Here is a 297-nt window from a genome sequence, read left to right on the forward strand (position 1 = left end):
ACAAATGTGAAATGCTGGCAGTGAAATATTGAACTGACAGCGCCACGAAACCTTGGGAGCACTTTGCTTGCGCTGGCACAACTGGGAAGCAGCCCGATAATATTTACAGGAGGAACACGTTGAATTGCTGAACTATCAGGATATAAACGTGACAAACTCCGATACTGATTGCCAGCCTTGGTGAACCATGGTAGCACAATGTTTGTGCTGGCGTAGCACGAATAACATTTGAGCACACTACCGCCTGCCAGCGAAGATAAACCTGCAGCAACTCCTTAGCTTTTGCTGGCATTGCAC

General features: G+C 47.5%; 1 protein-coding gene. It reads right to left on the bottom strand.

Annotated elements, in window-relative coordinates:
- Positions 1-103 precede the first annotated feature (103 nt).
- Positions 104-297: hypothetical protein (locus M3P05_RS20810; protein WP_249702069.1), on the bottom strand; the 194-nt coding region annotated here is incomplete at its 5' end.

This window comes from Parendozoicomonas callyspongiae, assembly GCF_023502345.1.
Lineage (GTDB): Bacteria > Pseudomonadota > Gammaproteobacteria > Pseudomonadales > Endozoicomonadaceae > Sansalvadorimonas > Sansalvadorimonas callyspongiae.